The 25,998-nt window shown below is 37.1% G+C and carries 28 protein-coding genes and 1 pseudogene; 25 read left to right on the plus strand and 4 right to left on the minus strand.

Features of this window, described 5'->3' with window-relative positions:
* Positions 1-121: 121 nt before the first annotated feature.
* From ACHABW_RS01550 to ACHABW_RS01610, 13 genes are all read left to right on the plus strand, one after another.
* Positions 122-1,054, plus strand: coding sequence for a DMT family transporter (locus ACHABW_RS01550; protein WP_435753747.1), 933 nt, complete (start codon positions 122-124; stop codon positions 1,052-1,054).
* Positions 1,055-1,114: 60 nt separating this feature from the next.
* Positions 1,115-3,454, plus strand: coding sequence for an AAA family ATPase (locus ACHABW_RS01555; protein ID WP_435753748.1), 2,340 nt, complete (start codon positions 1,115-1,117; stop codon positions 3,452-3,454).
* A 1-nt stretch (position 3,455) separates the two neighbouring features.
* Positions 3,456-3,881 (plus strand): acyl-CoA thioesterase, encoded by a 426-nt coding sequence (locus ACHABW_RS01560; RefSeq protein ID WP_435753749.1) that lies wholly within the window; start codon positions 3,456-3,458, stop codon positions 3,879-3,881.
* A gap of 54 nt (positions 3,882-3,935) precedes the next feature.
* Positions 3,936-4,163 (plus strand): small acid-soluble spore protein Tlp, encoded by a 228-nt coding sequence (tlp, locus tag ACHABW_RS01565; protein WP_110936188.1) that lies wholly within the window; start codon positions 3,936-3,938, stop codon positions 4,161-4,163.
* A 253-nt stretch (positions 4,164-4,416) separates the two neighbouring features.
* Positions 4,417-4,731: a hypothetical protein gene (locus tag ACHABW_RS01570; protein WP_435753750.1), complete on the plus strand. Its 315-nt coding sequence runs from the start codon at positions 4,417-4,419 to the stop codon at positions 4,729-4,731.
* A gap of 42 nt (positions 4,732-4,773) precedes the next feature.
* Positions 4,774-5,595 carry an ammonia-dependent NAD(+) synthetase gene (gene nadE, locus ACHABW_RS01575; RefSeq protein ID WP_435753788.1) on the plus strand — a complete coding sequence of 274 codons (822 nt, stop codon included), beginning with the start codon at positions 4,774-4,776 and terminating at the stop codon, positions 5,593-5,595.
* 1 nt (position 5,596) lies between these two features.
* Complete coding sequence (locus tag ACHABW_RS01580) at positions 5,597-6,469, plus strand: PHP domain-containing protein (RefSeq protein ID WP_435753751.1); 873 nt, start codon at positions 5,597-5,599, stop codon at positions 6,467-6,469.
* A 140-nt stretch (positions 6,470-6,609) separates the two neighbouring features.
* Entirely contained in the window at positions 6,610-7,830 is a 1,221-nt protein-coding gene (locus ACHABW_RS01585) for an EAL-associated domain-containing protein (protein ID WP_435753752.1), read from the plus strand.
* Between the two features lie 48 nt (positions 7,831-7,878).
* Positions 7,879-9,048, plus strand: a complete 1,170-nt coding sequence (locus tag ACHABW_RS01590; RefSeq protein WP_435753753.1) for an MFS transporter — start codon at positions 7,879-7,881, stop codon at positions 9,046-9,048.
* A gap of 216 nt (positions 9,049-9,264) precedes the next feature.
* Positions 9,265-9,948, plus strand: coding sequence for a TVP38/TMEM64 family protein (locus ACHABW_RS01595; protein ID WP_435753754.1), 684 nt, complete (start codon positions 9,265-9,267; stop codon positions 9,946-9,948).
* A 17-nt stretch (positions 9,949-9,965) separates the two neighbouring features.
* The gene (locus ACHABW_RS01600) at positions 9,966-10,970 is read left to right on the plus strand and encodes a DUF2207 family protein (RefSeq protein ID WP_435753755.1); all 1,005 of its coding nucleotides are present in this window, start codon (positions 9,966-9,968) and stop codon (positions 10,968-10,970) included.
* 200 nt (positions 10,971-11,170) lie between these two features.
* Entirely contained in the window at positions 11,171-11,680 is a 510-nt protein-coding gene (locus ACHABW_RS01605) for a YwpF-like family protein (RefSeq protein WP_110936180.1), read from the plus strand.
* 70 nt (positions 11,681-11,750) lie between these two features.
* Positions 11,751-12,611, plus strand: coding sequence for an amidohydrolase family protein (locus ACHABW_RS01610; protein WP_435753756.1), 861 nt, complete (start codon positions 11,751-11,753; stop codon positions 12,609-12,611).
* A 10-nt stretch (positions 12,612-12,621) separates the two neighbouring features.
* Here ACHABW_RS01610 and ACHABW_RS01615 read toward each other — a convergent pair whose 3' ends face one another.
* Positions 12,622-12,990: a hypothetical protein gene (locus ACHABW_RS01615; RefSeq protein WP_110936178.1), complete on the minus strand. Its 369-nt coding sequence runs from the start codon at positions 12,988-12,990 to the stop codon at positions 12,622-12,624.
* 533 nt (positions 12,991-13,523) lie between these two features.
* Here ACHABW_RS01615 and ACHABW_RS01620 point away from each other — a divergent pair.
* Positions 13,524-14,321, plus strand: coding sequence for a peptidylprolyl isomerase (locus ACHABW_RS01620; RefSeq protein ID WP_435753757.1), 798 nt, complete (start codon positions 13,524-13,526; stop codon positions 14,319-14,321).
* A 191-nt stretch (positions 14,322-14,512) separates the two neighbouring features.
* Here ACHABW_RS01620 and ACHABW_RS01625 read toward each other — a convergent pair whose 3' ends face one another.
* Complete coding sequence (locus ACHABW_RS01625; protein WP_110936176.1) at positions 14,513-14,704, minus strand: hypothetical protein; 192 nt, start codon at positions 14,702-14,704, stop codon at positions 14,513-14,515.
* Between the two features lie 225 nt (positions 14,705-14,929).
* Here ACHABW_RS01625 and ACHABW_RS01630 point away from each other — a divergent pair, with 225 nt between their 5' ends.
* The 7 genes from ACHABW_RS01630 (at position 14,930) to ACHABW_RS01660 (ending at position 20,734) form a co-directional block, all read left to right on the plus strand.
* Positions 14,930-15,823 (plus strand): chemotaxis protein, encoded by an 894-nt coding sequence (locus ACHABW_RS01630; protein ID WP_435753758.1) that lies wholly within the window; start codon positions 14,930-14,932, stop codon positions 15,821-15,823.
* Positions 15,824-16,036: 213 nt separating this feature from the next.
* Positions 16,037-16,171 (plus strand): protein YhfH, encoded by a 135-nt coding sequence (yhfH, locus tag ACHABW_RS01635; protein ID WP_110936174.1) that lies wholly within the window; start codon positions 16,037-16,039, stop codon positions 16,169-16,171.
* Positions 16,172-16,323: 152 nt separating this feature from the next.
* Positions 16,324-17,100 (plus strand): DUF3891 family protein, encoded by a 777-nt coding sequence (locus ACHABW_RS01640; RefSeq protein ID WP_435753759.1) that lies wholly within the window; start codon positions 16,324-16,326, stop codon positions 17,098-17,100.
* 132 nt (positions 17,101-17,232) lie between these two features.
* Positions 17,233-17,874, plus strand: coding sequence for an HD domain-containing protein (locus ACHABW_RS01645; RefSeq protein WP_110936172.1), 642 nt, complete (start codon positions 17,233-17,235; stop codon positions 17,872-17,874).
* A gap of 154 nt (positions 17,875-18,028) precedes the next feature.
* Positions 18,029-18,550 (plus strand): type 1 glutamine amidotransferase domain-containing protein, encoded by a 522-nt coding sequence (locus tag ACHABW_RS01650; RefSeq protein WP_435753760.1) that lies wholly within the window; start codon positions 18,029-18,031, stop codon positions 18,548-18,550.
* A 161-nt stretch (positions 18,551-18,711) separates the two neighbouring features.
* Complete coding sequence (locus ACHABW_RS01655; protein ID WP_435753761.1) at positions 18,712-19,647, plus strand: alpha/beta fold hydrolase; 936 nt, start codon at positions 18,712-18,714, stop codon at positions 19,645-19,647.
* 211 nt (positions 19,648-19,858) lie between these two features.
* Positions 19,859-20,734: a polysaccharide deacetylase family protein gene (locus ACHABW_RS01660; RefSeq protein WP_435753762.1), complete on the plus strand. Its 876-nt coding sequence runs from the start codon at positions 19,859-19,861 to the stop codon at positions 20,732-20,734.
* A 281-nt stretch (positions 20,735-21,015) separates the two neighbouring features.
* Here ACHABW_RS01660 and ACHABW_RS01665 read toward each other — a convergent pair.
* Positions 21,016-21,843, minus strand: a pseudogene (locus tag ACHABW_RS01665) (divergent polysaccharide deacetylase family protein).
* 483 nt (positions 21,844-22,326) lie between these two features.
* Here ACHABW_RS01665 and ACHABW_RS01670 point away from each other — a divergent pair.
* From ACHABW_RS01670 to ACHABW_RS01685, 4 genes are all read left to right on the plus strand, one after another.
* Complete coding sequence (locus ACHABW_RS01670) at positions 22,327-23,127, plus strand: hypothetical protein (RefSeq protein WP_435753763.1); 801 nt, start codon at positions 22,327-22,329, stop codon at positions 23,125-23,127.
* A gap of 5 nt (positions 23,128-23,132) precedes the next feature.
* Positions 23,133-23,513 carry a GntR family transcriptional regulator gene (locus ACHABW_RS01675; protein ID WP_435753764.1) on the plus strand — a complete coding sequence of 127 codons (381 nt, stop codon included), beginning with the start codon at positions 23,133-23,135 and terminating at the stop codon, positions 23,511-23,513.
* Complete coding sequence (locus tag ACHABW_RS01680) at positions 23,513-24,202, plus strand: ATP-binding cassette domain-containing protein (protein WP_435753765.1); 690 nt, start codon at positions 23,513-23,515, stop codon at positions 24,200-24,202. The genes ACHABW_RS01675 and ACHABW_RS01680 overlap by 1 nt, the downstream gene beginning before the upstream one ends.
* A 274-nt stretch (positions 24,203-24,476) precedes the next feature.
* Positions 24,477-24,977 carry a CBO0543 family protein gene (locus ACHABW_RS01685; RefSeq protein ID WP_435753766.1) on the plus strand — a complete coding sequence of 167 codons (501 nt, stop codon included), beginning with the start codon at positions 24,477-24,479 and terminating at the stop codon, positions 24,975-24,977.
* 119 nt (positions 24,978-25,096) lie between these two features.
* Here ACHABW_RS01685 and ACHABW_RS01690 read toward each other — a convergent pair whose 3' ends face one another.
* Positions 25,097-25,930, minus strand: coding sequence for a methyl-accepting chemotaxis protein (locus ACHABW_RS01690; RefSeq protein WP_435753767.1), 834 nt, complete (start codon positions 25,928-25,930; stop codon positions 25,097-25,099).
* Positions 25,931-25,998 lie beyond the last annotated feature (68 nt).

Here is a 25,998-nt window from a genome sequence, read left to right on the forward strand (position 1 = left end):
ATGACTCCTTTAGATTAATTAAGGTAGATTAAGTATACACGAAACCTTGCCCGGTATGAAAAACAAAGGCTTTATAAATGTTCAAAACTGAAAATATACATTTCCTAAAGGAGTTCATTCTGTGAGTAATTTATTAAGAGAGAAACCATGGCTCATATACATCATGCTAGCTTTAGCAACAAGTAGCTGGGGGAGTGCCTTTATAGCGGGTAGCATCGCAACGCAAGATTTAAGTCCAATTGTAGTTGCATTTTTTCGATTCTTTTTTGCTGCTGTTATTCTCATTCCAATTATGATATTTCTTGATAAAGGCGGTAGGAGACCAAAAGGTTCTGAATGGTTCCTTATGGCGCTGTTAGGTCTTACTGGAATTGCTTTATATAACATTGCTTTTTTTATTGCTACTAGAGATGCTCCTGTTGTGAAAAGCTCTTTGTTTATTGCTGCTAATCCGGTTTTAATTACTATTTTATCCGGTCTCTTCTTAAAAGAAAAAATCAAGGGAAGAAATATTGCAGGTTTGATGATCGCGATTTCAGGTGCGTTTATCATTATCACTGAAGGAAATGTCGGGAAAATTATTGCTCAAGGATTCGCACCAATAGATCTTATTCTGTTACTGGCAGTGATTTGTTGGGCACTTTACAGTGTTCTAGGAAAAGTAGCGCTACAAAGATTCAGTTCTATCACAAGTACAACCTATGCTGTTGTATTAGGTACACTCATGTTGCTGCCTTTGGCGGTATTTGACTCGTCTTTTTCAACACTAGGTGAAGCGAGTCTTTTAACGTGGACTTCAATCATACATATGAGTATCATAGTGTCTGTAGTTAGTTTTATTATGTATTACCAAGGAATCAAAATGATCGGTGCTGCGAAAGCATCGATTTTCATAAATTTAATGCCATTATCAGCGATTATTCTTGCAGTGGTTTTCCTAGATGAGGTATTCCTTCCTATCCATATGGTTGGTGCTTTATTAGTTTTAACCGGAGTAACCATTGGTACAAGAAAAAGTGCGAAAGTAAAAGAATCAAAATCTGTAAAGGCGTGATTATCAAAAGGAACTGCCTTTATAAAAAGTTGTTGTTTTCTTAAGTAAGGGGTGTTGTAAATGGAGAAACAGAAAAAAGAGGCTAGTCAAGATAGTATTCAAAAAATGACTGAGCTGAAAAATAGACCTTTTAATCAGCTAAAAGAAAGTGAACTAGTTCGATTATTCAAAAAAATCGAGGATAATGAGGATGCTTCCTATACGACGGAGGCAATGAGTGAATGGAGAGCAATGATTGCTGTGGCCCGCTATGAAAGAAAAAAAGAGTGGGACACTCGTGTGGATCATTGGATAAGCGATGCTGTCCAACAATCACCTGATTCAGATTATATAGCTGAAATTGTTATTCATCTTGGTTTGACTGCTATGAATGAGCCTTGGTTTAAAGAAGACTTCCCTAAAATAAGAGAGACTGATCATAGTCAAGGAAAGAAAAAAGCTGTGGATACTTTTCTCTTGATGCTTCAACAAGGAAAAGCATGGCAACAAGAACTGACTGCTAAAAAGGAAGTGCTCCAGCAATCTTTGACCAATCGTGTGGATAAAGAACAGGCAAAGCTACTGGAAGATGGAATAATTCTAGTTGATGAGATCGGAAATGATATCGATTGTTTGTTGTTATCTGCTAAGGAATATAGAGAAAGTGTCAGTGGAATTTATTCCTCTAAAGAAAAAAAGAGAATCATGGATGAAGACTTAGCGACACTACTGTACAATGTCGGATTATGGGAAAGTTGGCGTGAATCGCAAGAGAACTCTGATAGTACTCCATTAGATGAGTTAAATGCGATGATAGGTATGGAAGAAGTGAAAGAGAAGGTACATTCTTACTATTATTTCCTTGAATATCAAAGGATTAGAGAACAAGAAGGGTATCATTTTGAAAATGGACAGAGCTTAAATATGATTTTAACCGGTAATCCAGGTACAGGCAAAACATCTATTGCACGTCTCTTAGCGAAGATCTATTACCAACTGGGGGCTCTTCCGCGTGAAGAAGTGGTGGAAGTCGACCGTTCTTCTTTAGTAGGCGGCTATGTAGGTCAGACAGAAGAGAAAACGATGGAAGTGATCGAATCAGCCCTAGGTGGGATTTTATTTATTGATGAGGCTTATAGTTTAAAAAGGGATGGCGCAAGCGGCAACGACTATGGACAAACGGCTATCGATACGATCGTGTCAGCGATGACAAGTGGTAGTTATGCGGGCAAGTTTGCGGTTATTTTAGCTGGGTATCCAGAAGAGATGAGGACGTTTCTATGGAGCAACCCGGGACTTCGCAGCAGGTTCCCGGAAACGAACCATATCCATCTACCTGATTTTTCGATGAATGAATTATTGGAAATTGGTGAACAAGTGGCGCTAGAAAATGATTATTCCTTAACAGAGGATGCTTTGGCAGAACTGGAGAACCGTCTTAAAAAGGAGCAAGTAGATGAGAGCTTCGGAAATGCTAGAACGGTAAAGGATATTATTCTAAGTGCAATTTTTAAACAAGGGGCAGAAATTGCGAAGGAAAAAAACTATTCGAAAGAGAGTTTTACAATTCTTGATAAGGAAGCCTTTGCGTTACTAGTACAAAAAGAGAAAAAACACGATATATCAGGAGAAGAAAAGTTAGAGCGTTTGATAGGTCTTCAAAATGTAAAAGAACAAGTCACGCAATTATCTTCTTTTGTGAAAGTGCAAAAAGAACGTGCAGAAATTGGATTACCTTTGATTCCTATACAACTTCACGCTATTTTCACTGGTCCACCAGGTACAGGTAAAACGACACTGGCAAGTATTTACAGTCAAATACTTTATGAATTAGAATTATTAAAAAGAGGACACGTAGTCCAGGTTGGCCGAAGTGATCTTGTAGCGGGGTTTGTAGGACAAACTGCGATCAAAACGAAAAGGAAGATTCGGGAAGCTTTAGGGGGAGTTCTCTTTATTGACGAAGCGTATTCGTTGCTTAGTAAAGGAGCGCAAGACTTCGGTGCTGAAGCAATCGATACGTTAGTAGAAGAAATGACGAAGCATGAGGAGAATCTTGTTGTTATTTTTGCGGGATATTCCGATCAGATGGAAAGATTGTTGCAAAGTAATCCTGGACTTTCCTCACGTTTTAAAAAGACGATTGTTTTTCCTAATTATTCAGCGGAAGAGCTACTCAAGATCGTTCAGTTTTATGTAAATGACTATGGGTACGAACTAGAAGAAGGTGTTGACGAATTTATTTATCAAGCTGTTCTTGCTGATCCCCCGGCAGGAAATGCCCGGTCGATGAAAGATTACGTAGAACATGCGATTCAAAGACAAGCTTATCGAGTAGTGAATGAACAAGATAATCAAAATAGTTTGACGATGCTTACGAAAAACGATTTTTCTATCATATCGAATCAGGAGGATCAGTAACATGTTTATCGCTAAAACAGAAGTAGCTGTCAGGTATGCAGAAACAGATCAAATGGGTGTTGTTTATCATGCTAACTATTTAGTTTGGTGTGAAATAGGAAGAACAAAGCTAATTGAAGATTTAGGTTTTAACTATGCCACGATGGAAAAAATGGGAGTTCTTTCTCCTGTTACAAGTCTTGAAATGAAGTACCATGCACCAGCAAAATATGGTGAAAATGTAATGATTGAGACATGGATCGAAGCTTATACCGGCGTACGTTTTTCTTATGGATACAAGATATTTAACCAGAAAGGGATATTGTGTCTTACCGGAACAAGTGAGCATGTGTGTGTAGACGCTGATACTTTTAAACCGATCAACGTAAAAAAACGGTTTCCAGATTGGCACCAGGCCTATGAAAACAATAAAAAAATAGAAGTATGATTTTCGGCTAAGAGACAACACTATCCTTGAAAGAATAGAAAAGGAGGAGTTGTCATGCCAAAGAAAGATAACCGTGAGAATAACGTGGAAAGACTTGAGCAAATGGTCGAAAACACCGAAGAAAATTATCGGGCAGCGGAAGTAACTGCTAATAATGACGATATGCCTAATGAAGAAAAACAAGCTATTCGCGAAAAAAATCACCGAAGAGAAGAAAGTATAGAGGGATTCAGAGCTGAAATTGGTGATGAGAAAGAAGCAAGGAACCGTGGCGAGGTATAATAGAAAAAGCGTAGAATAGTTTTAGAAAAGGTGTGTTGAAGTCCTGTACTGGTCTTTTAACACACCTTTTTAGTTCAAAGATAAAAAGGGATCTGGAACGATAAAACCCTAAACAGGAGTTTTCGAATAAAAAAACGGTGTGTTAAAATGATAAAAGAGGGAAAGTGTGTAATATTACTTCTCAAACTAGAAGCAATCTCTTGTCTCCATCTTTATGGTAGTAGTAAGGTTGAATTGGGAAAGGGGAACAAAGATGGCGTTTGGAATTAAGAAAACAGAATTGGCTCAGTGGAAAGCGAAGGCTTCTGAGGGAGAAATTTCTTTTCTAACTCATTTTTGGTATGATTCACGATTTCCTGAGCACAAAACAGTTACGAAGGCTGCTTGTTCTGATTGGGACAAACTAGTTGCATGGGGGAAACAATATGGTCTAAAGGAAGCCTGGATTCATAATCGAGAGGATTACCCCCATTTTGATCTTATTGGAGAAACAGAAAAAAGTATTTTAGAACTAGAAGGAAAAAATGGGAAACTGAATCAATTAGAAAAACTAACAGGATCACATTAGGTTCTTAATAACTATAGAAAGGGGAACGATACAATGCTAGAAATACAACAAGACATTATCGCATCATTGAAAGTTAAATCTGAGATTAATGTAAGTGAGGAACTAACTTCAAGAATTAATTTTTTAAAAGCTTACTTAAAAAAATCGGGTATGAAAGGCTACGTATTAGGGATTTCTGGTGGTCAAGACTCATCTTTAGCAGGTAAATTAATTCAATTGGCAATGGAAGAGCTTAATAAAGAAGAAGGAACCGATGAATACACTTTTTATGCGCTTCGACTGCCACATGGTGTTCAAGCCGATGAAGATGATGCTCAAACTGCATTGGAATTTATTCAACCGTATAACAAGATTACCGTAAATATTAAACCAGCAGTGGATGCTTCGTATCAACAGTTTCTCGAAGCAACGAGTGACAAAATGACGGATTTTGTTAAGGGGAATACAAAAGCGAGAGAACGAATGAAAGTACAATACGACTTTGCGGCTCATTATAAGTGTCTCGTAGTTGGGACAGATCATGCAGCGGAGGCAGTAACTGGCTTTTATACGAAATTCGGAGACGGCGCCTGCGATATTGCCCCATTGTTTGGACTAAATAAGCGACAAGGTAAAATGCTATTGACCGAATTAGGAGCACCGGCAAGGTTAACTGAAAAAGATCCTACAGCCGATCTTGAAGATGACCAGCCACTATTATCTGACGAGCAAGCTTTAGGAATCACGTATGATGAAATTGATGATTATCTCGAGGGTAAGAACATTTCTGAGAAGTCAGCCCAAAATTTAGAGCGGAGATATAAATTGACTGAGCATAAAAGAGAACTGCCCGTCACCGTTTTTGATCACTGGTGGCAATCATAAAATGATGAATATTATCGAACATTTAAATAAAGCAGATATTCATATGCATTCTACTGCTTCAGACGGAGGTTATCCCCCTGAAGTTCTTATGAAAAAGTGCGTAGAAGCAAAGTTGGAGCTTCTAGCGCTGACCGATCATGATACTACGGTCGGATTAGAAATTGCAAGAGAGACTGCCGAATCATTAGGTGCAAGGTTCATAGACGGCATTGAACTTTCTACGAGGATTAATGGGCAAAGCGTGGATATTTTAGGATATGGATTTGATATTCATTCCGCAGTCTTACAGGAGACATTGTCCTTTCATCGTAAAATGAGAAGAGAACGAATGGATAGGATGATGGAAAAATGTCAAGATCATGGCATTTCTATCACTATTGAAGATATAAAAAAGCAGGTGACAGGGGAAACCTATTCCCGCCCCCATTTAGCAAAAGCAATTATCGAAAAAGGATATGCTAAAACTGTTCAAGAGGTTTTTGAAAAATATTTAGGCTACGGAAAACCTTGTTACGTTGTAAAAGAAAAAGAGATGGAACCAAGCGAGGCGATAAAGCTTATTCATCAAGCTGGTGGAGTTGCTATTGTCGCTCATCCGATTTTTTATAACATAGACGAGGAAATTGAAACGTGGTTTTCTGAGTATCATCTAGACGGAATTGAAGTATTTCATAGGGATCACGATGAAGAAGCTGTAAAAAGATTTTTAACCTTAGCATTGTCTGTAGAAAAAAAGTTAGGTAAGCGAATATTCAAAACAGGCGGGTCTGATTTTCACCATGAATCGTTTGGACGAGTGGGTGAGGAAATTGGGCTTTCCAAACTTCCATATGAAGAAGGCGAACGGTTGTACCAATATATTTATGAAGCCTGAGAAACCTAATTCAGGCTTCTTCGTGCTATAATATGATACGTGATATAATTAACAGATATAGGAACGGGCATCGATTATAAAAATTTTACAGCAAATCTTTTTAGTTAAAACAGAACCCTTAAAAAGAAAAGAGGGAGAAAATGGACCCGATAGAAGTAATTGAAAATAAAGAAAAAGTTTTTTTCCTATTAAAACCAATTATGAATTCTGAAGAATACTGTATTATAGGATATGAGGTTCTAGGTAGAATTAAGTTAGGTGATTCGATTAAAACATTATCTACATTTTTTTTAGATCCTACTGTTCCTGCTGAATATAAATGGGAGATAGATAAAGAGATTTATCATCAGGCTGTTCAATACGCACTTACTCAAGAAAACAAGCCTCGTTTGTTTTTTAACATTGATCCCTCTGTATTAATTCAGCTTGATTGCTTAGAAGAACTCATGGAATTATTTCAAGGTTATGAGAGAGAAGGCTTTTCTGCAAGCCGAGTTGTTTTTGAATTTCGTGTGAATGACATGATGGAGAGCGTTGATGATGTAAGTCACATGTTAATGTATATGAAAGCCAGTGGTTTTCAGGTCGCAATAGATGATATAAAGACCAGCAAAACGAACCTCGATTATTTTTCTAAGTTGGAACCTAACATAATGAAAATAGATTTGTCGGATTTGCAAGAATCAGTAAATCACTTTACTTATACAGATGTCTTGGAAGCAATCGCTATATTTGCTAGGAAAATAGGTGCAACTCTTCATTTCAAAGGAATCAGAAATTTTCATCAGCTTTATATTGCTTGGAGGCACGGAGGCAGATTCCTTCAGGGGTATTATTTACATGAACCGACCAATGTTTTTCTTGAACCCTCGCTTGCAAAAGAATTTTTAGAGGGGAAAATTCATACATTTATAGACATGGAGCATCGCAGACTTCAGAAACAAATTGAGTTCCTTCATGGTATGGACAGTAAAATGATTCAAATTTTAAATGAAAAAGATGTATCTTTATCGACAGATCGGTTAATGCAAGAGTTAACAAAGACATTTAAGGATGTATCATTCAGGATGTACATATGTGATATGTACGGTTCTCAAATAAGTGCCAACTGGCTGAAGGAAAACCATACTAGCTGGCATAATGAAGAAAAAGCCAGAGGGAAGAACTGGAGTTGGAGAACATATTTCTTGGATCAAATAATGCAAATGAAGCATCGGAAAATGGGAATGCTTTCAGATAACTACCGTGATATTGAAACGAATGATCTTATTCGGACATATTCTTATCCTGTAAGTGACGAGCACTATGTATTTTTTGATTTGGATCCGATCTTTTTATTTGAAAATGATTGGCTCCTTTAATGAAGTAATATGGCGCCCTCCCTTTTCGTAACGGAGAGGAAGTGTAAGATGCAATCTGTTTGGAAGCTTAAAGGTATGTTGTTTTTCTTTCATGCTGCTATGACGATCATAATTAGTTATTTGCCTGTTTATTTTCAGTTTTTAGGTTTAAGTGGTTCAGAAATCGGGCTATTACTGGCTGTTGGACCTGCAGCAGCAATTATTGCTCAACCTTTTTGGGGATTTATGAGTGATCGTTGGAAGACCGTCAAACGTATTTTACTGCTTTGTTTAACCAGTGCTATGGCGATCGGGTTTATTCTTTTTCAGATTACAGATTTCATTCTAATGTTGCCGGTGCTTTATCTCTTTTTTTCTTTCATGTCACCCGCGGGTGGGTTAGGGGATAGTCTGGCCCAAAAAATTTCTATCCAACGCAATGTATCTTTCGGCAGTATTAGAATGTGGGGATCGCTTGGATTCGGGATCGCTTCATTAGCAGGTGGGTATCTCTTATCATACATCGGAATCGTAAACATTTATTATGTTTACGCCGGTTTTTTAGCAGTGGCTATTGTTTTTACGTGGTTTGCTCCTGATAGTGAACCCTCTAAAAAACCCGTTCAGCTTCTTCATGCTGTAAAGCTTCTTAAAAACAAGCAATTGTTGATCTTTTTTATTCTAATATTATCGATTAGTCTGACACACCGCATGAATGATTCCTTTATGGGACTGTATATTGTTGAGTTAGGTGGAGATGAATCGGTAATAGGTATGGCTTGGTTTATTGGTGTCGTAACTGAGGCGCTTGTATTTGCATTTAGTGTGTATTTATTTAGCAGGTTCCATCCGTTAACCTATATTACGATTGCTGCAGCTTTATATGTGTTGCGATGGTTCTTAATGTCCCTTGCCCCAGACCCAACTTTTTTACTTTATGTACAAGTGCTTCATGGATTAGCCTTTGCAACTTTTTACTTGACTGCTTTTCAATTTGTCACGAAACTCGTTCCTGAAGAATTGGAATCCACAGGTCATTTGCTTTTCATAGCTGTTTTCTTTGGTGTTTCCGGAGTTATTGGATCAATACTAGGTGGTTCCATTATTAGTACGTTTGATATAAAAAACCTGTATTATCTGATGTCCGGATTGGCATTAATTGGATTTGTTAGTTCGATGACTTATCGATTCTTTTATTTAAAACGGATGGCGAGTTTAAAGACAAAGGTGGAATCATAAAGAAACAACAGAGTGTTAAGGAGAAAGGATGTCTCAGTTGGTCATATAAGACCTTTAGAGACATCCTTTTTCTTCTTAAGATAGAGATTCTCTATGCGCATTTAACGGATCGGGGAAGTATTCGAATCGTCTGCCTTTTCATTTAGTGAAAGATTTCGTTATAATTACAGAAGAAGAGATTATCTTTCTCCAATTCGATATAGGTGTGGTAAAAATATGAAAAACCTAGTTTCGATCTCGATAATGCTAATAGTCCTTTTACTTTTTGTCTTTTTTAATTGGGATTGGATCATGCAGCTAAGATCACAAGATGTTACGGAATTCACGGAGAACGTTGAGGAATTGGGTTATGGCGTATTATTGATAACGATTCCATTAATGATGATCCAGAATATCATTACTCTTTTTCCGATCCTACTTTTAATTATGCTGCATTTTATGTCATTTGGCATGATTCAAGGTTTTCTATTTAGTTTTATTGGTACAACGCTAGGTACGATTCTGTGTTTTTGGCTTGCTCGAAGCATGGGGGAAAAATGGGTAAATCGTTTTTGGGCTAAAAAAGAAAAGAAGTTTTCAAAAATTTTACATCTCATTTCTTCATACGGTGTTCTAATGATTGTTCTGTTACGAAGTATTCCTATTATGCCAAGTAATCTTATTTCTATTTCAGCAGCAGTCAGTCCGATGGAAATGAAACCTTATCTTATATCTACAGTAGTTGGGAATATATCGATGATTTGGCTCTTAAGTTTGTTGTCATCCTTTTTATGGATCGAAGGAAATCTTTACACATCTTATTTAATAGGATATTTACTGTTTTCTGTCACTATAGTTGGATTCTACGGCATTCGTTTTTATCGGAGGTTAAAGCCGCAAGTTAATGATCATTCTTCTTAAAGGAGGTTATTGTCCTAATGGAAACAATGGAGATCAGCTTTCTCGGTTTATTTATCATTTTGTCTTTACTATGCATTTTTGTGATGTATTCGGAACATCGAAAAAAACGTCAATTAACAAGGGAATTATCGTTTGATTTAAAAACTGAATTAGATTTTCAAACACTCTCGCCTTCTATCATTTCACAATTACTTTATGGCAGAGGAGTGTATACAAGGCATATTATTTCAAGTCTTTTTAATTTGGTACGAAAACGAGTGCTCGTTTTCTGTAAAGATGATACTTCAGAGACGTATTATTTTTCGTTAAAGGGTGCTGTAACCGAGGCTTCTGCTGAACATGAGAAGTTTTTCATAGACTGGATGTTATTTGATGTTGGAAAAGAAGGTGTTTTTCACTCGGATGACCTTTTTTACTATACGCAGAATCAGGAGACTCGTGAAGCTTTCATTCAACAACTGTACACCTGGGAAAAAATGATGAAGAAGGAGCTGGAGGATAAGGGGTACCTGGAATTATTTCCGACGTATAAGCGGATTCTCTTGGGATTATCGGGTGTGATGGTAGTACTAGGAAGTGGTTTATTCTTAGCATCTCCATTTCTAAGTATCCTTTACCTTCTCGCAGGTATTACAACCTTTATTATGATGATGACGTACTCTTCCATGACGAAAAAAGGGTGGACAGAGTACGTGAAATGGGAAAGATTTAGTCAGCAATTAAAAGATGCCACCAAAAAAGATATCGATGAAAAGGAATGGCTTACAACTAGTTTTATTTATGCAATCGCCTTTGGACTGAAAAATAATTATTTAAAGAAGATACCTATAAAAGATGCCTCTAAGTATGAGATCAGACAGGAACAGTTACCTCTTTACTTTGCATTAGGTTCAGGAACCACTGCCGTTTCTTTGGAAGGAGTGGAGATGGTTGATGAACTGGAAGCTCTTTTTGAACAGATTCTTTCACCAATTGCCTCTAGTTCGGAAAATGATGATTTCGCTTCGGAGACATATGAATAACTCATTGCATCAAGGCACTGAAGTTGTATCCATCAACTTTTTCAGTGTCTTTGTTGCTTTGCCACGGGTAATCGCCGCCTGTTTGGAAGAATCGGTGTGGCTCAAGGGAAGAATGTTTTTGCTTTTGAGAGAGGGAATTTGGAAAGAGATACCGAAGTAGTATAAGCTAGTGGAAGATTTTGTGGGGGGTTAAAAGCATCGTGAAAACATTTCAACTGTGTTCATTAATGATATTGTTTGACCAGGAACTAAGGGAAAATGAAGTAATGAAGGGGAAAGACATTCCTTTAGTAGATAGTCTCATTATCAATAAAGAAGAAGCGGAAAAAAATTGGTTAATTGAAGCTGTTTTAGACCCGGAATGGGAACAATTTTTTCGAGATTATTTAGAAAAGAATCAGTCGTTAATGGCTGAAGTAACGATTAGTAAACGTACGAATGATCCTGCTACCCTAGTTTGTGAAGTTCGTTCAGTAAATAAACTGGTTGATCACATTAGTGTACACCTAGAAGGCGTTCTGGTTGTAAAAAAAGAAGATTTATCAGATATGGTGTTGAAGAAGTTGATCGATGAAGGTTTTGAAGGAGAGGCATTGTATAATGAATATCGCAAACGAAAAAAGGATCGAGGACGTGCCATCCAAGGAATTTTATCGAATGCTTATGAACAGGTAAAAGAAAAAGGTTTTTATTCTAGTGGTAATAAGTAATAAACTAACAATTTCAGATACTATGGGATAGTTCACCTAAATCGTGTTGTTTTAGGAGAGGGGAGGATGCATGAAAATAATCGATGCCCATATACATTTGTCGCATATTGAAACATTTCAGCATACAGCTAAACATATTTCCCATGTTGATTATTCGTACAAAGGACTAAGAAAAGAAATGGAGCAATGTGATATTTCGTTAGCTATTGGAATGGGACTTCGGGAAATTGAGGGGGGAGAAGGATTTCCTGATTCTCTTCCTCGAACTCCAATGGGAATGGACATGATGCCTGCTTCTTCTGATTCCATTGTATATTGTGCGGGTGTGAATCCATACCGGCTGCAAAAGCAAGAATTGCTTCATTTAGAGAATGAGTTATTAAAACCTGAAGTCGTTGGTATCAAAATATATTTAGGCTATTATCCTTTTTATGCGCACGATAAAGTCTATGAACCCGTATATAAATTGGCTAAATTGCATCGAATGCCAGTTATTTTTCATTCGGGCGATACGTATTCTGAGCGTGGCCTCTTAAAATACGCCCATCCGCTTACGTTAGATGAAGTAGCTGTTAAACATCGGGAAGTTACCTTTGTTATGGCTCATTTTGGAGATCCGTGGATGCTTGATGCCGCAGAAGTAATTTATAAAAACTCTAACATGTATGCTGATTTATCAGGCCTCATTGTTGGTGATGAGGAAGAGGTGAGCAGAATTTTACGAACACCTCACTATTTTGATCACTTCAAGCATGCTTTTGCGTATTGTGACAACTATGATAAGTTTATGTTTGGTACGGATTGGCCACTTGTCAAAATAAAGCCGTACATTGATTTTATCAAGTCTTATGTTCCTTCCTCGTCATGGAATGATGTATTTTATAATACAGCTTGCCATGTTTATCCTAAAATCAAACAATACTTAAGATAGGGATAAAGGTTCATTGGCTTTCTTGTTTATTTTGGGTGAAAAGATTCTCAATTTGGTGACTGACTTTATTTTTTAAATGGGTATTCAAATATTTTGCTGTAAGGACATAGCCATGAAAAAAAATAATGTATTCCGAGAAATTTTCATCATGATTATTTAACTGAATTTTCAATCCATGGGTCTTCATCGACATCTTTATTGTATAGAGTTCTTTGCTGAGGCGGTGCAGGGTAACTTCAAGTAAGCGTATATAAGGGTCCTTCAGTTTGATAGGCGCTTGTCCGATGTGAGCCAAGTCCTTTTCAAGTACTTTACGGGCCATTTCAAGCAAGATGTAGGATTCCGTTATGTGCTCTTCCTCCGCTGTTAGTCTGGCCATGGTAAAATCTCCTTTCGTCTTTGAGTTAAAAACGAACGTGTGTTCTATTTTGATTTTACTCTATTATAGTCAATAGTCAAGTCGATTATTCGTTTAACTGGCAAAATAAATCTTGTACTATTTTCCTTTCAATAATTAAATCTGATTGTTGTTTAAATTAGAAAGTGTGACTCGAAAATCCTTTATATGAGGATGCATTCGGCAGACAACATGTAACACTTCAGCCTCGCTAAAACTAGTTGGTACTTCAGCTACTCCTGCGGTTATACATTGCAAGGAGGGCGGCGTTGGTTGCTTTCCTTGCTGCAGCCACAACCTTTCGCTTCTTTGAGTATTTCTATAAAACAACAAAAACAATGTAGATGTAACAAACTTTTTATGAGCACAAAAAATTGGTATGCAAAAATGGTTGTCTAAGATACTTGGGTAGAGTAAAATCAGGAGTGTTGTAATAAGAAAAGCGTATGCGGCAAAAATAAAGGAAGAAGCCTGGAAAATGGCTTCCAAAAAGTATGATAAAGGAGTTAGGAAACATGAAAAAAGCAAAACGATTTAGCGTAAAAAGACTTGCCGCAGGTATCGGTATAAGTGCGTTATTTATACTTACTGCATGTGGTGCAACGAATAATAATGAAGAGGTAGACAATTCAACGATAGAAAATAGTGAAGTTCAGGAAAATGAAAGTAAGAGCGCTAATACTGAGAACGCAGAAGAAGATGGGCCAGAAGTTGCTGAAGGTCCGGATAGCTACCCGCAATTTGAAGAAGGAGTAGCAGAGGATGAACGTGAAGCGATCATTCAAACAAATATGGGGGAAATACATATCAAATTGTTCCCGGAAGTAGCTCCTAAAGCAGTGGAGAACTTCCTTACACTCGGTGAAGAAGGATATTATGATGGTGTGGTTTTCCACAGAGTTATAGAGGATTTCATGATTCAGGGTGGCGATCCGCAAGGTACTGGAATGGGTGGAGAAAGTATTTATGATGGACCTTTTGAAGATGAATTCGATGCTTCAGTAGCTCATTTTAATGGTGCTTTATCAATGGCAAATAGCGGCCCTAATACAAATGGTAGTCAATTTTTTATTGTCACTGCTAAGGAAGATGGGTTAAGTGAGGAAATGTTTGCAGACAGTGGATTCCCGAGAGAAACCATTGATAAATATTTGGAAGTAGGAGGAACTCCGCATCTTGATTTTGTTCACACTGTATTTGGGCAAGTCATAGATGGTATGGATGTTGTCGAGGAGATTAACCAAGTTGAAACAGAAGGTCAAGATCGTCCGGTAGAAGATGTTGTTATAGAGTCCGTAGAGGTATTAGATTAAAAAGACTCTATTTATATTTAGAGAGGATGACTTCAAAAGTCACCCTCTCTTTTTTTCTATAGAGTGCTGTGGATTGTTCGCTCATGGCATCTCGAATGGAAAAATACCTATAGAGACTTCCTTTTCCTTTAGGAAAAGAAAAAAATTCTTTGAATATTACTTCAAAGAATTTTTTCCTATGTAAATATTAATTAATCACGAATTGCGTAATAGGCCATGAGAACAAGGGTTGCAAATGCAACTATAATAAATGGACCTTCGACAAGGGAACTAGCTCCACCACTATCTCCATGACCTCCATTTGTTTCTGCGAATGCCGCAGTAACAGGAGTAAGCAGAAGGAAAATTGCTATGAATCCCAAAGAAAAAATACGTTTTAACATATGAATGAACCTCCAATCTCGCAAATCTGTATCATCTACTATTATAGAAGGATTTCCAAAAGGAAGCAATTGAAATCTGTTGAATAAATAACAGGACTATAGACATGGTATATTTTACTGTTTTATGAAGAGAAACATGGAATATAAATCAAAACCGTGGTAATCTAATATATAGTAAGAAATAAGAACTACATATAGATTTATAGAGCCCGAGGAGGCATCATAATGAACCAAGAAAAAAAAGGAATTTTATTAGAGAGTGGTACAAATGAACTGGAGGTTATTCTTTTCGAAGTAGGAATCGGTACATTTGGAATTAATGTGATGAAGGTGAGAGAGATTATTCAGCCTTTAGCATTAACTACAATGCCACATTCTCATGCATATGTAGAGGGAATCATCCGACTGCGAGATGAAGTGATACCCGTTATAGATTTGGCAAAAGCACTAGGATACGAAAAATCAGCTGAAGGAAATCAAGATAAATTAGTCGTAGCTGAGTTAAATCAAGTAAAAGTCGCTTTCCATGTACACTCTGTTTCTCGAATCCATCGAATTTCCTGGGAGCAGATTGAAAAACCGAACAAGCTGAGTCAAGGTTTACAGGACTTAACAATCGGTGTTATTAAAATGGAGGAAGCAATGATCTTACTCCTCGATTATGAAAAAATCGTTTACGATATTATGCCCGAAGCAGGCATGTCGATAAGTAAAATAGACGGTATTGAAAAGAAAGATCGATCTCATAAACAAGTACTTATTGCTGAAGATTCACCAGTATTGAGAGATATTTTAAAGAACACGCTTACTGAGGCAGGTTATAGAAGCTTAATCTTCACAGAAGAAGGAAAAGAAGCGTGGGAGTATTTACAGTCTTCCCCAGGAGAAAAGGTGGATCTACTCGTAACGGATATAGAAATGCCAACTATGGATGGACATCATTTAACGAAAAAAGTGAAAGAAGATCCGAAAGTCCAGCATTTACCGGTCATTATCTTTTCATCACTCATTACTGGCGACTTGTATCATAAAGGAGTGCAGGTAGGAGCGGATGCGCAAATTAGCAAACCTGAACTAGGAAAACTTGTTGAAGAACTAGACAGACTACTTAACCTCTAAAGGAAGAGAAAAGGATGGAGAGAGATGATTCTCTCCATCTTTTTTTGCTCTGTTATATAATACCTAAGAGTAAATTAAAATCATCACACATAAAAATCTATATGAAGCGTATTCTATATTAAAATAGGCTAAATTGTTTTAATACAACACCTTGTAATTTATTTGTTGTTATAGTACAATACAAGTAACTTAAAGAAAAGGGAGGAAACAACAATGATTATGTCAAGTAAAGAATTCTTTCGTAATTTACCAGCTAAGGAATGTTCCGAATGCGGAAAAGTTGTAAGAGACGAAATGCATGAATGTTACTCTAACGAATGTCATGAATGCGAATCAAAAATTAAATAATAAAACTTTTTCGTTTCCTTTAAAAAGGAAGCGCTTTTTTTGGTTGGAAAGCTCTTTTTATACATGTTTAGCATCTATTTAAATGAGGGGATATGGAAAAGTACCAAACAATTCCGTGTTCTGACAAATGGTTAATAAAAAGGAGGGTAACAATGATTATTCAAAATCATCATAAGGATCATGTTATTTGTATTGAACAGCATGAGCATGCGCTTATTTCCGGGCAATTTGTGCGTGATTGGAAAGATGATTACTTTATTGGAAAAGACATGAAAAAGTCAGTTGAACATGCAGTAATAAACCATGACCGAAGTTGGATTCCACTAGATAAAAATCCAATTTACCTTCCGGAAAAATCGAAGCTTGCTTCATTTACAGATTTTCCAATGGAACAAAAATTGCAATCCTACCGAAGCGGTATCGTTCAACTTTTGAATGAAGATTTATATGCCGGTTTTTTATTGAGCTGTCATTATGCAAGTTTTTTTAGTAACACAGCAGATAAATTAGGGATTACATTTTTGTTGGAGGAAGATAATCGGCAGAATGTTGTAAAAGAAGCGCTGCGCGAAAAAAAGTTACTTCCCCTTGAAAGAGAGCGAGAGTTTCACTTTAATTTGTTGCAACTATGTGATAACTTATCTCTCTATATTTGTATGAACCGATGGGGTGCTAGGAAAGAAGAAGAAATAACCTGGTTTAAAGATGGTTTTAAGCAAGAACTGTTAAAGAATCAGCGAATTTATCCAGAGTGGCTGTCAGAGACAATGGTTACCCTTGATCCATATCCTTTCAGTCATGATCAACTGCAAATTGAAATTCCTTTTAAAAGGCTCTCAAAAAATGATTTATCTAAACCGAATATACAAAATATTTATAGAGATACACCAACGGAGCACCATAAAATAATAGTTAGTAAAAAACATTAACTTCCTTTTCCTTTTAAATATTTGATAAAATAAAGGTCATGAATCTTGTAAAGGTGTGTCATACTATTGGCTTAAGACAAATAAACATTATTTTCACAACAAAAATGGTAGAGAATGAAAAGGGTGGAAGTTATGGATCAACTCATACAAAAGGCGGAGACCTGGGTGCAGAAACTGTTTGAAAAAGATTCTTCAGGACACGATTGGTATCACACCGACCGAGTAAGGAAAAATGCAAGGATGATTGCGCAGAAGGAAGAAGCTGATCTATTTATATGTGAATTAGCAAGCCTTCTACATGATGCCGGCGATGATAAGTTTCACGAATCAGAAGAATCAGGACGAATATTTGTTGTTTCTTGGCTTGAGAAGGAGAATGTGCCTTATCTAACGATTAAACAAGTGATGGCTGTGATTGATACTGTTTCGTTTAAAGGTGGGAATAACCGCCAACCTGATACTATAGAAGGTAAAATTGTCCAAGATGCAGACCGGTTGGATGCAATTGGAGCGGTTGGCATAGCGCGTACGTTTATGTATGCGGGTAATAAAGGGGATGCAATGCATATCCCAGATAAATCTCATCGCACTGAAATGACAAAAAAAGAGTATCGGGAAGGAACTTCAACTTCGATCAACCACTTCTACGAAAAATTATTAACATTGTCTGCGCTAATGAAAACAAAGACAGGCAAAGATCTCGCCAAGAAACGCCATGAATTTCTTGAGTTATATTTAGAACAGTTTCATGAGGAGTGGGAAGGCAAAAGGTAATATTAATGGGAGCAAGCCAATGGTAGCTGGCTTATTTGGATACTAGATCAACAAACTTTACGAGGCATTTTAAAGGTTGTAGAATGTACATATGATTGAGACTTTCAATAAAAGGGAATATTACCATTAGTATTCAGAAGGAAGGGTGAAGAAATTGAAATTAAAAAACAAAAAAGTGTTAACAGTCGTAGAACATGACTTTGAAGATTCAGAGCTAATTTACCCTCATTATCGATTACAAGAAGAAGGAGCAATTGCTCATATTGTCGGAAAAGAAGCAGGAAAAACATATATCGGTAAAAATGGTGTACCAGTAGTAACTGATTATTCTTTTGATCAAATTAATATTGAGGAATATGATGCTATTCTAGTTCCAGGAGGATGGGCACCAGATAAATTGAGAAGATATAAAGAAGTGATCGACATGGTTACTTTTATGAACGATCAAAAGCGTCCTATAGGTCAAATCTGTCATGCGGGATGGGTACTTATATCTGCAAACATTCTTGAAGGCAAAAAAGTAACGAGTACACCGGGAATTAGAGATGATATGGAGAACGCGGGGGCTACTTGGCACAATGATGAGGTCGTTGTGGACGGTCATATAATCTCAAGCAGAAGACCACCGGATTTACCTGCTTACGGCAGGGCTCTTGTTGAAGTAATCGGGCAATAAGTTAAGAGTTGCATTTATGAGGGTGTGTCATCAGACAATGAAAACTTGTCGGTGGCACACCCTTACTTAACCTCTTTAAATAAAGGTATCAAGCAACTTTGACTTTAGTAGTGTAATGGATAAAATCACAGTTTGATTCGGAATTGATGGAGGATAATTAAATGGAAAAAAAGTTTCCATGGATTGAGCAGATGAAGAAAGAGAGTTATCGTTTCGATGATTCTAATCCTCATTTGCGATTTTCTAGTGTACAAAAATATTTATCTTTTTACTCGTTCGACATGCAAGAACTTCATGAATATCGATGTGGTCGTGTAACTTCCTCTGGAGAAGAAGTATTTATCCAGGGGTTTTTAAAGAAAGAGCCGAAGGGTACAGTTTTTTTCGTGCATGGATATTTAGATCATACGGGCGGATTAAGTCATACCGTGAATGATTTGCTGGAGAACAATTATCAAGTTGTGACCGTTGATTTACCAGGGCATGGCTTTTCGCAAGGGGAACCAGGGACGATAAGCACTTTTGATGACTATGTGCAAGCAGTAAAAGATTGCTGTGATGTGTTTAGGAACGAACTTTCAATCTCTGGATTTATTGGTCTTGGCCATAGTACTGGAGGGGCAATTTTGTTTCATGCTGCAAGTGAGAAAATCGTTCCATTAGATAAGCTAATCTTGGTTGCCCCATTATATTTTCCATATCGGTGGAATATTACAAAAGGGACACTGAAATTTATTGGGAAATTTATACATAAATCTAAACGGAGATTCAAGAAAAATTCCGAGGACGAGAAATATCGCAAATTTGTCAGAGGTGATCCGCTTCAAGTACAACAATTGAAATCCGATTGGGTGCTTGCAATGGAGAAATGGCAAGAAAATATTGTTGAGTGTCCAATTTTGAATACCCCTGTTTACTTACTTCAAGGCGGTAAAGATACGACCGTTGATTGGAATGAGAATATTGAGTTTTACACGCATAAATGTCGTGATATTCTGGTAGCTTATTTTCCAGCTGGTCGTCACCAGCTGCTGAACGAACAAGCTTCGATTCGCCACCACGTTTATAACAGAATCAGTTGGTTTTTAGAAAAATAGTAGAACTATTGTCTATGAGAAGTCGTTGTGCAGTCGATACAGTGACAATAACATAGGATTTACCGAGACTTCTGGCATTTACAGAAGTTTTTTTCGTAATGCTTTAGTTCAGTAGTTCTACCGCCATTCGAAGATTTAAGACGAAACGAGTGAATAAATAACCAGTTTTTATAAATAATAACAATGTCTACAAAGAAAAGGAGATGAATGGATGAAAAAGAAAATGTGGAAAGCAATGGTCATTATTGCATTATTGATCGGTTTTCAAGTAATAGGTACGGTTATTGGCTATGCGTCAGATCATTTATCCAATGATGAAGCGAAACCAGTGTGGTGGTGGGATAAAGATGAAGAACCTTCTGAGGAGGAGGCGCCACCATTAAGAGGCGGCCCTGAGGAAGATCAACGGCAGCAGCAACCCCTTGTCCTCCAAGAATTGCAAGAGTTATATCCTGAAATTGCTTTTTTACATGGCCCAACTACAGGAAACAAGGTTGCTTTAACCTTTGATGATGGTCCTGATCCAAGATATACCCCAGGAGTTTTAGAAGTGTTAGAGGAGTATAATGTTCCAGCTACCTTTTTCTTAATGGGAGTAAGAGCAGAAGCACAACCAGAACTTGCAAGGCAAATCGTAGAAGAAGGTCATGTGATTGGCAACCATACTTTTTGGCATCCTAACCTTGTAACTGAAGGTGAGATTAGCACACTTGTAAATGAAGTTCAAAAAACCGAAGATACACTAGCAGAAATTGTTGGCTACAGAACAACAATGTTTCGCCCGCCGTACGGGTTCCTTTACCCTGAATTAGTAGAAGAGTTAGGCAATCTAAACTATTCCGTCATAGCTTGGTCTGTTGATTCGCTGGATTGGGAGCCATTGTTAACCTCGGAGCAAATAGCACAAAATGTATTGGAGAACATTCATCCAGGGGCAATTGTTCTTATGCATGACGGGGCTGAAGCAACTGGAGACCGCACACAAACGATTGAGGCCCTTCGTGAAATAATTCCAACTTTACAAGAACAAGGGATGGAGTTTGTAACGGTACCGGAATTACTTAATATCCCTTATCAGCGGGAATGATCCAAAAAATAGAGAATTAATAAATTCACGGCTTCAGTTAATTTTCTGTCGTGAATATACTAGGCCTTTCGTGTGGGAGTATAAATAGACAGGTACCTTTAAGGCCAGAGATTCAAGGAAAACCAACCCTTTACCTATAAGCGCAATTCAGAGGTGCTGTTTGAGGTGACGAAAACTCATGCTATATAACAAAAGTGCTATCCATTAGAATGAATACACAAAAAACCAATTCTACTTTTATGGTAGAGTTGGTTTTTTGCTGTCTATAGAGTTTTCGAAATTTACTCAACGGTATGCTGCCAGAAACCACTTGGATCTACATCAATTGCAGTTGGAATAATATCAGAGACCGGGACAATTTCTACCTGACGATCCTCTAAATATTTAAGTGCGTCCGATATCCCATTAAACGTATCTGTGCCTTTTATCCCTACATGTCCAATTCCTATCGCCTCTCCACGCCTTTCCGCTTGATCGTAAAGTTTCAGCATCTGTTAGACGTGATTTCTAGAAGAACGGGTATCATCTAAAAATGTATCTCTTACACCGTAACGTAATTTCATTTCTAGAGCTAATTCAGGGATAACAGAGTCTGCGCTTGTTCCACTGTCAATAATATAGAGATTATGTTCACTAGCAACCTCGAGGATTGCTCTCATTATTCTCTCATTCCCTACGATTTTTGAGCCCATATGATTGTTAATTCCTTTTGCATGGGGAACATCTTTAATCGCCTTCCTTACACGACTCTTTACTTCCTACGTAGAAAGGTCCGAAGTGATTGGCATAGGTCCTAACCATGAAGCCTTGCCTTTAATAGGTTCTAAAGGTAAATGAATAATCACTTCAAATCCAAGCTCGTCAGCAGCTACTGACTGCTCCGTTGATTCATCCAAGAAAGGCATAACAGCAACTGTTATCGGAATTTCTGCTTTGAGAAATCGGTAAACACCATCAATATTTCCACCGAAGTCATCGATAATAATAGCGACTTTCGCTTTTTCTTCCGTTCCTTCTTCAGCAAAAACAGCGGGTATGATCATGTAACTTAAGATAAGGATGGTTAGAACTATGAAGGTTTTTCGTTTTATGTCGGAATGATTTTTCATTGTATATAGTCCTCTCAAATAACAATTTCTTGTTCTTTAGTTTGTGAATATTGGACACTCATTATTCGTAAAAATGGACGCATGGTGGCCTTAAATGAACACGTAAGCAGCAGAAATGAATGGATCAAGCTGCGAAATGAACATGAAAAGAGGTCAAATGAATAAGTTGGCGTGAAACGAACACGTAAGCAGCAGAAATGAATGGATCAAGCTGCGAAATGAACGTGAAAAGAGGTCAAATGAATAAGTTGGCGTGAAACGAACACGTAAGCAGCAGAAATGAATTGGGCAAGCTGCGAAATGAACGTGAGAGGAGGTCAAATAAATACGTTGGCGTGAAATGAACACGTAAGGAGGTCAAATGAATGAACAAATTTCTCAACTGTAATAAACTAAACCCCCTTGACGCTAATCGTGTACCGGTGTATTATTTAATTAGTACACTGGTACTCGATAAAAAATATATTAGTTGGAGGTATTAAAATGATCGCTTGGTTAAACTTAACAAAAAAAGAATTACGTCTTGGATTACCGGCATTCATCATGCCCATCGTTGCCTTTTTTATAATAGTAGCTATTTCTGCTTACTTCGGGAATAGATACGGGTTTTTAGGGGAAACAATAACTGCCGTTGCCTTTGCTGCGACAGCAATTCAAGTATTTTATTTAGTGTATTACTTCATTCATAGCCTTTCGACAGAAAAGAAGAAGATGCATTTATGGCTGCACAACCCAATGCCAGCTTATAAATTAATATTAGCAAAGCTGGTGGCAGCAATTACTACTATGGCTGTAACGTTTATCATCACTGGAACGACATTTTTACTTGCATTAAACTCGACGAAAATTATTCCTATTGAAATTCCTTGGACAGATGTCATTGAACTTGGATTTTTAGGTAGTATTCACCTTTTATTGTTAGCAATTAATTTTGCCGTTTTGTTTTTATTTTTCTGGATGATTTTCTTGTTATTTACTCGTACACTTGGCAACTTTGCCAGCTTCGCACTAACTTTTCTACTATTTATCGTTCTGAATGGTTTTTTATATGGCTGGGTTACGTCTTCAGCTTTATATGACACGCTAACGATGTGGGGATCTATTAATTTAGGTGATATATTGTCTAGTGCCAGTGTAAACTTCAACCTTGAAATGGGTGCAGATATTACAGGTGAAACAAGTGAATTAATTATTTATTTAGGCACCTATCTGTTTGATGCTATTCTAGCAGTCATTTTATTTTTTGCTAGTTGCTGGATACTCGATCGAAAAGTTGAGGTGTAAATAAAATGAAAGATAGTTTTCATTCATCACAGCCTATTTATCGGCAGCTCGCCGATCGGATTAACCGGAAAATATTACGAGGAGAACTAAAACCTAATGATAAATTGCCATCAGTTCGGGATATGGCGATACAATCGAATGTTAATCCAAACACAGTGCAAAGGACGTATCGAGAGTTAGAGGGAATAAGTATTGTAGAGACTAGAAGGGGACAAGGGACGTTTGTTACCGAGAATAAAGAGGTTCTAAGTGAGTTAAGAGAATATTTAAAAAAAGAGGAAATTTCTCGTTTCGTGGAACGGATGCACGAGATGGGTTATAACGGTAAGGAAATCCAATTCGGAGTAACAGCATTTCTACGAGACGAGAAAGGGGATACTGAGTAATGATTAAACTAAACCGTGTTACTAAAATGTATATGAGAAACAGAGCGTTGTACGATGTTGATTTGGAACTAACAAAAGGAAAGATTATAGGTATTGTCGGCCCTAATGGAAGCGGAAAATCGACAATCTTGAAAATAATTGCCGGTCTGACTCATCCATCAAAAGGGAATGTTACTGTAAATGAGGTAAAAGTGGACCGTCTTATTGCTAATCAAGTTTCATACTTGTCAGAACTGGATGAATATTACGGTTTTTATAATGTCGGGCAAACAATTGACTTTTTTGCCACTCAATTCCAAGACTTTAACAAAGAAAAAGCCGAGGAAATTCGGAAATTTATGAATTTAGACCGCGATTCTAAACTGAAACATCTCTCGAAAGGGAACCGAGGACGATTAAAAATCGTACTTACCTTGTCACGTGAAGTACCAGTCATTTTAATGGATGAACCACTTTCCGGACTGGATCCAATGGTTAGGGATTCCATAGTAAAAGGCTTAATTTCGTTCATAGATCTAGAAAATCAAATTATTCTTATTACGACTCATGAAATAAAAGAAATTGAAATGATCTTAGACGAAGTGATCGCTATTAAAGACGGTGACATTATTGGACATCATAATGTGGATGACCTGCGGAGTGAAAAAAACATGGGCATTGTAGAATGGATGACCGAAATCTATAGATGAAATCATAAAACGAATGTATGTTCGTAATACGGTAAAAGCTAGATAAATGATCTATACAACAAAAGCCGATCCAGGTTATGGATTGGTTTTTTAAGCTTTGGGATAACAATTGTAGAGCCACTGCCTTTCACATGTCGCGCATCAGCCACGGTATCATCGGTTGCTGTATTTTAATCCCTTAATTATTCATTTTCTTAAATTACAAGAAGAATACTTGGAATTTAAACATATTTTCAGTAATAAGAAGGCATCTTAATATAACAGGAGGTGTCTTATGAAGGATAAAACAATATTACATGTAATTACAGTGATTTCAATGGGAGGGTTGGCATTTTTATTTCGAAAAGGTCCAGTAAAGGATTGGTTTCTCATTTACTTGTTAAAATCACTATTATGTACATTTTTAGATGTGCCTGTTAATAAGAAAAAATTTGTGAAATATCCAATACGCTATTTCCCTAAATCGTTCGACTCCAATATCGTATTCCTTTATGTCATATTTCCGTTACTCTGTGTGCTTTATAATCAATTCACCTATAAAATGAAAGCCGTAAAAACAATACCAAGTGTCTTCCTCTATAGTACACCAATGGTACTAGTGGAGAAGTGGTTAGAAAAGAACACGAAATTAGTGACATACAGTAAAGGATGGAACAGTTATTTTACATTGTCCTATCTTACATTTGCATTCTGGTTGGTACGTTTAATTATTGACGGTATTCGTGCATTAGACCGTAAAAGAAATACTTCTCATAATAGCGGAGCGGTTAAGTGACCCAATTTTTATTGGGAGTAATACACAATCATAAAGAGATTTTGCTTCTATTTTTTAAGCACCATAAATAAGAGCAAGTATCTCTTTACTAAAATTTTACCTTTCCGGAAGAACTTGAATTATAAAGTCAATATTCTTTTCACTGATTCCGTTAACCGTTCATTTAATATCGTTAGCTTAGAATTAGCCTCTGAAAATTTAGTAACGATCTCGGTGTTTACATCGACAGTAGAGTTAACTTCATCTAAAGACAAAATTAGAACTTCTACTCCATTTTGAATATTGTTCGTAAAGGTGAAAATTTCTTCGGAAGCTTTTTTAGTACCGTCAGATAACTTTCTGATTTCATCAGCCACTACGGCAAATCCTTTACCTGCCTCACCAGCTCTTGCAGATTCAATATTTGCGTTTAAACCTAATATATTAGACTGGGAAGATATTTTTCTGATAAGTTCCAGCATGTTACCAATTTGTTTTGAGTTATCGCTAACTTCTCCAGTATTTTCATTCAGCACTTTACTGGCATCTTGCAGGTTTGCAGAGGAACTTTTTACTTTTTCTGTGTACTCTTGAACCGACATTAGTATCTCTTCTAATTCTTTAATTGTTTCTTCTAGTTCAACAATTTCCTGTATATTATAGCCTATTCCTAAGGCGCCAATAACTTCGTTTTTTCCGTTACGAATGGGCATTGTTTTCCCCAGGAAATGAACCTCGTACACTTCAAAAGGAGGTCTGCCAGTCATTCCTTTTCCTTTAAGGGCACTCTGCAAAACAACGTCATCTTTAGGGATCGGTTCTCCTATACTTACATCCACATCGACATTTTTACCGGGAAAGTGCGCGATAAACTTTTCTTTATCACAAACATCTACCATAAAATCTTCTTTCGCCAACTCCTGAAAAAAACTAGCCGCAAATACAATGCTTTGTAAAATCTCTTCATCCGTCATGCTATTAATCTTTTTGTAATCAAACATCAGTTAAGAGACATTGTACTTTTAAAAACAAAAGACAAACC

Source organism: Salipaludibacillus sp. CF4.18 (assembly GCF_051262595.1).
Classification (GTDB): Bacteria; Bacillota; Bacilli; order Bacillales; family Salisediminibacteriaceae; genus Salipaludibacillus; species Salipaludibacillus neizhouensis.